We start from the raw sequence: 10,177 nt of genomic DNA on the forward strand, positions 1-10,177 counted from the left end.
TTTAATATTTTATTGTAAAAAGAGGTAAAAAAAGTTAAAAATAACGTAAAAAAGGACGTTGTTTTTAACTTTTATATTTTTAAATCTTAGAAAGGGGACTTAACTTTTAAGAATTTTCTTATTTTAGTTATATTTTGGTTCGTTATAAATTTAATAGATAAAAAGTAAATTATCACAAATACAATTACAACAGGTATAACATCACCTGTATATCAAACTCATTGAAAACTTTTATCATCATTAACAAATGGAATTCACATAAGTGTATTAGTAATTCCTACAACCAAAATAACTCATGACAAATTTTTAAATTTGTAATAATAATATGTTGCTAATAAAAATCCGCCAATAATAAAAATAATGCTAAATAATGTCGAAAGAATAATTCTTACTCAATAGTTTAAATTCAAACTTTTTGTTTGTTCGATTAAATGCCAAGGTATTATTCTTCCAGAAATTAAAACTAATGCAATTACACTTAAAGTAAATAAAATATTAAAAATTCATGATATTTTCTTATTCACGTGTTTCTTTAAGTCTTTCTAATAAATTAATAAAGTCATCAAGTGAAACCGTAGTTGTTTCGGTTTCGCCATATTTACGATACGAAATAGTGTTCGAAGTTCTTTCTTGTTCTCCCAAAATAACTTGGAATTTAGATTTTGATATTTGTGCTTCACGCACTTTTTTTCCTAATCTTTCTTCAGAAGAATTTAGTTTTGATCTAAATCCTAGTGAAAAAAGTTTATCATTAACTAATTTTGAATAATTAAAATCTTCTTCTGAATTTGTTGCAGGAATAACAGTTATTTGTTTTGGGGCAAGTCAAAACGGTAAAACACCTTTAGTTTGTTCAATTAATATTGCAACAAATCTTTCGTATGTACCGATTAATCCACGGTGAATCATAACCGGAGTTTCATCTTGACCTTGCGAATTTGTAAATGTTATTCCAAATTTTCTTGGTAATAAAAAGTCTAACTGTAATGTTGAAACGGTTATTTCATGACCTAAAGCGGTGAAAATTTGAATGTCCATTTTCGGACCATAAAAGGCAGCTTCTCCAACTTTTTCTTCGTATTTAACACCTAGATCATTTAGAACATTGCGTAATTCATTTTCTGCTTCATTTCACATATTATCATCATCAAAATATTTTTCTTTGTTATTTTGATCTCTCAACGATAACGAAACATAATCAATCTTTATTTTAAATGCTTCAAGTGTTTCTTTAATTAATTGATACATTGATTTGAATTCTTGTGCTATTTGATCTTTACGCACAAATAAATGACCCTCTGTTAATAGCATTCCACGAACACGTTCAAGACCTGTAAGAGCTCCAGATTTCTCATAACGATATAATTGTGATTGTTCGCTATATCTAATCGGTAAGTCTCTATATGAACGTTTTTCTGTGTTATAACAAATTATGTGATGCGGACACGTCATTGGACGTGCAATTAATCTTTCATTTTCTACAACAATTGGTTTAAACATATCATCTTTATAGTGAGATAAGTGACCTGAAATTTTATATAATTCCTCTTCACCAAAATGTGGTGTTAAAACCTCGGTAAACCCATATTTACGGTCATTTTTTAAAACTAAATTACGAATTTCATTATGAATAGCCATACCATCTTCTAATCAAAAAGGTAAACCTTGCCCACCCAATTTATTAAAAGTAAAAAGTTTCATTTCTTTACCTATTTTACGATGATCTCTTTCTTTTCTGTCTTTTAAAATTGCTAAATACTCATCTAATTCTTGTTTTGTTTCTCAAGAAGTACCGTATATTCTTGTTAATTGAATATTATCAGAATTACCTCTTCAATATGCACCAGCAAGACTTAAAAGTTTAAAATGTTTGATGTTTTTAGTATCTTCAACATGGTTTCCTGCACATAAATCAGTAAAAATAACTTCCTTATTTAGTGGGTCAACTAACGAATAAAATGTTATTGTTTTTCCCGCTGCTTTTAACTCATTATACAATTCTTGTTTATAAGGTTTATTTGTTAAATCATATTCTTCTTCTGATACTTGTTTCATTACTAAATTTCTAGAAGCAAGTTTTTTCATTAAACGTTCTATTTTATTTAATTCTGAATCAGACAATGGATCTAAAAACTCAAAATCATAATAAAAACCTTCATCAGTTGCAGGACCAAATCCTAGTTTCACATTAGGAAAAAGTTTCTCAACCGCAGCACCTAAGAGGTGGCTTGTAGTATGATTCAATTGCTTATTTGCTTTCATTTATTTCTCCTTCAAAACCAATATTTTTCATTATTTTTGATAAAGTTTTGTTTGCTATAATATTAGCTTTTTTTGCACCATTTTTTGCTATTTGGTCAACAATTTCAAGAGCTTTATAATATTTAGATTGAATATCAATTAATAAATCTTTAACAGCATTTCCGACTGCTAATTTAAAGTCTTTATAATTATAGTCAGCAAATATTTTTTCTGCTTCTTCTAAACTAATTTCTTTAATTGAAGCATAAATATTTAATAAATTCAACACGCCAGGTTTTTGTTCTGAAACATAAACTTTATTTTCTGAGTCAGTAACTGCTTTCATAATTTTAGAATACGCCTTATCAGGATCATCAAGTAAATATATTATAGATTTTTCACTTTTAGAATCTGACTTAGACATTTTAAAATTTGGATCTGTTAAAGATCTAATTCTTGCTCCAACTTTTGGAACGTAACCGGTTGGTATTTTTAAATCTAAATTATATTTTGAATTGAATCTCTCAGCTATATTTCTAGTCAATTCTAAATGTTGAATTTGATCTTCTCCAATTGGTACAACATCTGTATTATAAAGCAAAATGTCTGCAGCCATTAAAGGAGGATACATCAAAAGACCGGTTGGTATTTTCTCAGTTCCGTTACCTTGTTTCATTTTACTAGATTTATCTTTAAATTGAGTCATTCTTGATAATTCACCAATAGTTGTTAAAGATGTACAAAGTCATTGTAAAACACCAGTTGCCATAATATCAGATTGATAAAATAAAGTCGTTTTTTCATAATCTAGTCCACATGCAATGTACATTGCTATAATGCTTTTACGTGCTTTATTAAATTCAACAGGATCAACTACGCCTGTACTCAATGCGTGTAAATCAGCGACAAAAACGTATGAATCATATTCCTTTTGCATTAAAACAAAATTTTTAATAGCACCAATATAATTACCTAATGTCAAGCTACCTGTGGGTTTTATACCACTTAGTAATGTTTTTTTCATATTTTTCTCCAATAATTTAATTATTAATTAAATTATAATACAATTTGAAATTATATATTGTATTTAACATTAAATTTAAAAAAACCAAAGACCTATACTCTTTGATTTTTCATTTTTGAATTAATATCAGATAAAATATCATTTATTTTTTCAAATTCTTCTTTTGTTAACTTTCCTTTTAATTCTATTGTTTTAGAAACAATGCTATAAATTTTTTTCATTTCTTCACTATATTTTTTGTTTTTTTCATCTTTTCCATAGTGATTTAATTGATATTCGATTTCGAATAAGTAAGTATAATCTATATTACTTTCAATTATTTGCTCTAATATTTTGAAAATTATCATTATTATAATTGCTCTAAATTCCTTTTGATTGTAATCAAAATTTTTAAGCAAATTATTCAATTCATTATCAAGTAATTTGAAAAAATTAGAATAATCAGCATGTCCATGACCAACATTTGAACTTTCCAAAATTTGATCAACAAAATTCATGTCAATTTTATTATTTTCTATAATCTCTTTATATTTCTTTAATAAAGAAAATCCTTGTTCTATTTCATTTTTATGTGTATCTAGATTAAGTGCAACTATTTTACTTAAAATACTCTCAGCCTCTCTAACGTATTTATATTTTAAAAAATCATTTTCATTAGAATAAGAAGTAAAAACAGATGAAGTGATTGTTCTCAAATTTAAAAACAAAATTGAACTTATCAATCGATCGTTGTTTTTTTCGTTATCTTTTGAACCATCATTTTGCATATGTCTATCTTCGTTTATTGACTCAATTTCATTTTCTTTGGTTTGCGACGCATCATTTTGCATATGTCTATCTTCGTTTATTGATTCAATTTCGTTTTCTTTAGTTTGCGACGCATCATTTTGCATATGTCTATCTTCGTTTATTGATTCAATTTCGTTTTCTTTAGTTTGCGACTTATCATTTTCTATTTTATCTTTAGAAGGCTTGTTATTTTTCATTTCATTTTTGTCATTTAAGTTTTTGTCTGGCATGTCACTTTTTAGTTCTTCTTTTTTTGTGATATTTGATGTACAACTTGCAAGTGTTGCAAAAGAACTCATAAAACCTAAAAATAATAATGATTTTGTATATTTATTCATATTTACCTCTCTCTATTTTTGATAACTATTTTACCATAGATTTTAAATTACAAAATTTTAATACTATGATATAGCGTTAAAGGAAAAGATGAAAAGTAAAAAACACAAAAAACTATAAAAATAATATAGTTTTTTGTGTTGAATATTTTTATTTAATTACATCGATCAATGTGTATCTAAAAGTTTCACCTCCGTATTCTTCAACAAATAATGTACGTTTTGCATCACTAGGTTTTATTTTAGAACTTTCTCAAGGCGCGACAGTATCAATGTATTTTTTTAGATCAAAATCATTTAATTTATCATTACTTAAAATCAATTTAGGAAATGAATAAAGATATTGGTTTAAATAAACTCTATCAACATTTTTCCTTTCAATTACTTCGTTATTATTGTATTTTGTTACTTTTTTTGTTCCAAAAACTCTTATAAAATATATATATCCTTCTTCTGATAAAAAGTATATTCTATCTTCATATTTATAAATCGTCTCTTTTATTTTGTAAGTTGAAGAATTTGGATTTTTTTCAAAGTTTTTAACTGAAAATTCTCTTAAATCATATTCTTGTATCGCTGCGTCAATAATTTGTAATTTTTTTGGATTGTAGAAATCATTAAATATTTTTTTATTAGTTTCTAAATCTTCTATAAAATCTTCTTTAAAAGCTTTATCGGGTTCAATATCTGAAAAGTGAAAGAAATTAAAGCGATTTATATTAAAAAGAAAGAATAATCAATTTTTTGAATATAATTGTTCTTTTATATCGGCGGACTTTTCAGTAATAAAATTTTTTCCGTTGCTAAAAAAACTGGTTTCATCATCGAAATCAGAGATTATATTATTGCCAAATCTTGAAGCAATTTTAATATCATCAAAATATTTTTCCTCAATACTTTGTTGATTTTGAATATATTTTCGAATTTCATCTTTAGAATTAAAAGATCTTTCTAAAATTAATTTTATATATTTTTGATTAATAAAATTTTCTCATTCTTTATTTTCATCATTTTTTTTAATAAAACTTTGAGCGGATTGCAATTTCTCCACATTAGTAGATGTATTTGAACACGAAAGGGACATTAGTAAGGGTAGGCTAAAAATAAAAGAACTAAAAACTATTTTTAAAATTTTACTTTTTTTCATTTTCGGCTCCTTTAAATAAAATGGTTGGAAATACAAAAATAGGGCTTCCGTATCTTTGTTCTTTAACCATTACTTCTTCAAATTCAGAAAATGCAGACGGATAGTTATGTATAAACAATGTATGAACAATAGAAGAAACTAATGCCAATGAAATAGACTTAGCTTTTGATTCAGGAAAATATCAAATCATAGGCAAAATATTTATTGTCGGTTGATCTTGATCTAGATCGTTTACACTTAATCTAAATACCATTTTTTCTTTTAAAATATAATAAATGTTAGTGTTTGATATCTCGATGGATTCATCCCCTACTCTTATCTTTTCTAAAAAAATATTTTGAAACGAAAAAGTATCAACATTTTTTTTATTTTGAATAATTTTTTTATATTCTTCGCTTGCGGTATTTCCGTTTTGCAATCCATCAAATACATATTCTAGAAAATTAAATTCAAATTGATTAATATGAGTTAAGAAAAAATATCAGTTTTTAGAAAAGAATTCTCTTTGTTTTTTTGCAAACTCAATCCTTGAATTGTTATCATCTAAATTACTAAATTCCTTTTGGTTCTGGATAAATTTTTCCAAAATTATTTTTTCGTTTATTTTTTGTGAATTCAAAAAATCTAATATTTTAATTTTATTGCCTTTAAAAAGTTGATTCAGTATTCTATTTAAAATATCTTCAGTTTTAGTTTTATTTTTATCTATCGTTTTTTCGCTAACTTCGTCTAATAATAATATTTTTTGACTTAGTTTATTTCTGGAAGATTGAGAAAAATCGGCACATGATACAGAACTTAAAGGCATTAATATTGATATTAAAAAACCAGTTAAATATTTATTTATTTTCATTAAAACCTCATGTATATCTTTTAACTTTGATACTCTTATTTAATCTATTAAATTCAAATATTTCTTTAAAAAATAATTCAGAATAATTTTCGCTATTAAAAATTTGGAATAAAGATACATCATTATATTTTTTATAACTAATATTCTCATCATAGTTGTTGGATTTAATTTTTTTAAAATATTTAATATCCTCTTCTATTCTTTGATTTCTAAGTTTAATAAACAAATCAAACATTTGCGCAATATTTTTATCGCTCAAATCACTATCAAAAACAAATAAATCTGGTGTTATTTGTAAAATATTTTCATCATTTTTATTATATGCAAAAAAGGGAATTAAAGCATTATTTGAAATTTGTACAAAGCCTATTTTCTTATTAGTATATATATCTTCTTGTAAGTTTGGTAAGTCAAAAAATTTAAAACCTTTAATATCCTTAGAATGAATTTTATAAAATAATTTATTTTGTTTTAATAATGACTTAAATTCATTGACATTTGTTTTATCAGTTTTTCCTTTATCATTAACATTATCTTTATATTTATTGTCAAAAGGATTGAATTGAAATAACATCGAATCTAAATTATTTAAATATCAGAATCAATTATTTGTTAATAAATTATTTAATATTTCTATTGATTGTCTAGCATACTTTATTTTAATTTCTTTTGCTTTATCTAAAATGTTAACAATAGAAAAAGGTGAATAAGTCAAAGAAACATTTAGTTCGTCAAAATAATCATTACTAATATTATTTTGATTTAAAAAATATTCATTTTTAAAAGTTTCGCCCAAGTCTTTGCTAAAAAAGAAAGTATTAGCTAAATTTTTAAGGTATATATTTTCATCTTTTTTATTATATAAATAATTTTTGTAATTATTCTTATCTTCATTATTTGTTTTAGATGAAATAATAAGTGCGGCGGTTAATATAGAAATAGCAACTGTTGAAGAAATAGTCCCTAATAAAATTTTTTTAATTTTTAATAACTTTTTCATAAAATACTTTTTCTAAATTTGTAGTTTTAGGCCCGTTAAATAATATTTTTCCTTTGTGAATAAGAGTAAACGAATCAACATATTTATCAATTTCACTTAATATATGTGAACTAATGAAAATTGTCGTCCCTTTTGAATGCAACTCTTTTAAAAGATTAAATAATTGATATCTAGCCGTTGGATCTAAATTTGCCGCTGGTTCATCCAAGATTATTAATTCAGGATTATTAAGTAGCATTTGGATTAATAAAACTTTTTTCTTTTGTCCTGAAGAGAAATCATATGGTTTCTTGTATTGTAAACTTTTAATCTCAAATTTTTCTAATAAATAATCTATTTTTTGTTGAACTACTTTTTTAGACAAAGAACCTAAACAACCTAAGTAAAGTAAATATTCGTTAGTGTTTAATTCTTTTGGAAAAATAGCACTTTCTGGCACATAACCGATTTTAGATTTAATAGTTGGATTATTTTTAACATTAGAATTATCTATTAATATTTCACCAGTATAATTTACATATGAACTTATTATTGACTTAATAGTTGTTGTTTTACCAGAACCATTTTCTCCTATAAAAGCGTGAAATGACCCTTTTTTAACAACAAAATTTAGTGAAAAAACTCCAGTTTTTTCTTTATTCGCACTCTTATAAATTTTCGTTAAATTCTTAACCTCTAAAATATTATCATTCATTATTTATAATCCTTTTTATAATATAAAACACTATTAATTGTAATAAGTACACTAATAATTGCTATTCATATTAATCAATATATATTTTTATCAACTACTTTATTAGTCCTTGATAATTCAAAAACTTCATTACTTGTTTGAAATAAATAGTTATCTGATTTAGTTAATTCGTATCTAATAATAATTTTATTATTATCCCCTATTTCTTGTTTAGGTGTGTATTGACTATAACCACCAATATTATATTTAAAATCACCAACTTGTAATGTTAATTGTGTTGGAGTATATTCTAACTCATCTACTGGATTAATTAAAATTGAATCTACTATTTGTTGATTTTCAGTGTTCATAAAATTAAAATAAGCATAATATAAAATAGCTATACCTAAATAAATTTTCTTTTCTGTGATATTCTTGATTTCTTTAGTTTGAAGAGATTTCGGATTTAAAACTATTGAATTAGTTTCTAATCTATTTAAATCACTTAATTCATCATTAATAATTTGTTCGATTTTTGAAAGTAAAGTTACTTTAATATCTCTTTGATCAACTAAATTACTATTTGTGTTTATAAATTCATCATAAAATTTAGTTACGTAATCAATAAAAACCTTATCACTTAATAATTCTCTTAAATAATTCCATTGAATTTCACCTACTAAATTATCAGCCGAAGAGTAAACATATTGATCTTCAGGGAATAAAAATTTAAACGAATCTGCTTTTTCTCTTGCGTAAATTATGTTTCTATTTTCTAATCCTGGTATATTAGATTGATTTTTTAATAATCCAGGCACTAAATAAACACTATTAGAAACTCCTTTAAGAGTTCCGTCTTCATTAAATTCTTCCACTTTATATTTTTCTAAATCAGAATTTTGTTTTAAAGAGTAGTTATATATAAAACTTTCATTATTATTATAATTGAAATATTTTTCTAAATTATTGATTTTTGTTCCACTAAAAAGATTAAATACATTTACATCATCATAATTAAATGTATCTAACATTTGATACGGGGTTGCTAACAATGAGTATATTTGTCAGCTTTTTGGAGCATTTTTAGCAATTTTGTATGCTTCGTTTAAGAAAACTTTTTGATCATTTCTAAATTCTTTATTATTCATACCATTTGGAACAATATAAAAATTATCAGAGTAGTTATTTAAATAAAATATTTCGGCATTAACTAAGTTTCCGGAAGGATTTTTTTTATGCTCAGTATTTAAGTAAAAAGCAAAATTATCACTCACCGAGGTTGTATTACCTGATATAAGAGTTCCGCCAAAAGCTAAGGGGCTAAATAAAACAACAGGTAACGTTAAGGCTATTTTAGAATTGAATCAATACGCTATTAATAAACTTACATTTCCGAAAAGAATATAACTTAAATAAATAGTTAAAAAAGTTGTATATAATGTCTTTATAATTCACATATGATTTAAAACACTTGCTAATAAAATATTTAAAAGAGTTATCATTGTTGTTCAGTATAACCCAATAATAATATTTACTATTGTTTTTCCAAAAATGATATTTTTTCTTGATAATGGTTTTGAAAAAGTTAATAATTCTAGTCCATCTTCACTTAAATCTTTAAAAATATTTATAGATTTAAGTGAAGAAAAAAATATTGTAAAAATCAATTGTATAGCAATAGTTATATAAAAAATAATGTTAATTTTGTTATTATCTAAATTAATTTGAGAAAAAACTATTGTAATAATCAGCATTAATAAAATTATAATAATCGGTATTATGATTGAGTTTTTCTTTTTTAGAATAACCTTATGCAAAAATTGAATATAATTTCTTGTATTTTTCATATTTCCTTTCGTTTATCATATTACTAGTTAGTAATATATAATAATATTATATATTAAGCACTAAATAACAAAATATTTTTATATTTTTTTATTAATTAACATCTCTGACAAAAAAGAAATAAAAAAATGCCCTTCTGGGCATATTCTTTGAAAACTGAATAGTAATTAATAATTCATTAAAATGTCTTAAATACATCTTAACTTCTAAACCTATCAATTTATTAGTAATGGTCAGCTAAATGTATTACTACACTTACACATCCATCCT

At 24.2% G+C, this 10,177-nt stretch carries 9 protein-coding genes; all 9 read right to left on the bottom strand.

Annotated elements, in window-relative coordinates; all coding sequences use genetic code 4:
- Positions 1-86: 86 nt before the first annotated feature.
- Positions 87-524, bottom strand: coding sequence for a hypothetical protein (locus JXZ93_RS03420; RefSeq protein ID WP_205852732.1), 438 nt, complete (start codon positions 522-524; stop codon positions 87-89).
- The gene (thrS, locus tag JXZ93_RS03425) at positions 517-2,262 is read right to left on the bottom strand and encodes a threonine--tRNA ligase (RefSeq protein ID WP_205852733.1); all 1,746 of its coding nucleotides are present in this window, start codon (positions 2,260-2,262) and stop codon (positions 517-519) included. The genes JXZ93_RS03420 and thrS overlap by 8 nt, the downstream gene beginning before the upstream one ends.
- On the bottom strand, positions 2,249-3,265 hold the full coding sequence (gene trpS, locus JXZ93_RS03430; RefSeq protein WP_205852734.1) for a tryptophan--tRNA ligase: 1,017 nt from the start codon (positions 3,263-3,265) through the stop codon (positions 2,249-2,251). The genes thrS and trpS overlap by 14 nt, the downstream gene beginning before the upstream one ends.
- A 92-nt stretch (positions 3,266-3,357) precedes the next feature.
- Entirely contained in the window at positions 3,358-4,392 is a 1,035-nt protein-coding gene (locus JXZ93_RS03435; protein ID WP_205852735.1) for a hypothetical protein, read from the bottom strand.
- Between the two features lie 148 nt (positions 4,393-4,540).
- Complete coding sequence (locus tag JXZ93_RS03440) at positions 4,541-5,536, bottom strand: aromatic motif membrane protein (protein ID WP_205852200.1); 996 nt, start codon at positions 5,534-5,536, stop codon at positions 4,541-4,543.
- Positions 5,523-6,389 carry an aromatic motif membrane protein gene (locus tag JXZ93_RS03445; RefSeq protein WP_205852199.1) on the bottom strand — a complete coding sequence of 289 codons (867 nt, stop codon included), beginning with the start codon at positions 6,387-6,389 and terminating at the stop codon, positions 5,523-5,525. Before JXZ93_RS03445 ends, JXZ93_RS03440 begins: the two co-directional genes overlap by 14 nt.
- Complete coding sequence (locus JXZ93_RS03450) at positions 6,376-7,389, bottom strand: aromatic motif membrane protein (RefSeq protein WP_205852736.1); 1,014 nt, start codon at positions 7,387-7,389, stop codon at positions 6,376-6,378. Before JXZ93_RS03450 ends, JXZ93_RS03445 begins: the two co-directional genes overlap by 14 nt.
- Positions 7,367-8,083, bottom strand: a complete 717-nt coding sequence (locus JXZ93_RS03455) for an ABC transporter ATP-binding protein (RefSeq protein ID WP_205852197.1) — start codon at positions 8,081-8,083, stop codon at positions 7,367-7,369. The genes JXZ93_RS03450 and JXZ93_RS03455 overlap by 23 nt, the downstream gene beginning before the upstream one ends.
- Positions 8,083-9,816, bottom strand: a complete 1,734-nt coding sequence (locus JXZ93_RS03460) for an ABC transporter permease (RefSeq protein WP_205852737.1) — start codon at positions 9,814-9,816, stop codon at positions 8,083-8,085. Before JXZ93_RS03460 ends, JXZ93_RS03455 begins: the two co-directional genes overlap by 1 nt.
- Between the last annotated feature and the right edge of the window lie 361 nt (positions 9,817-10,177).

It is taken from the genome of Mycoplasma sp. CSL10166, from assembly GCF_017116885.1.
Taxonomy (GTDB): Bacteria; Bacillota_I; Bacilli_A; order Mycoplasmatales; family Metamycoplasmataceae; genus Mycoplasmopsis.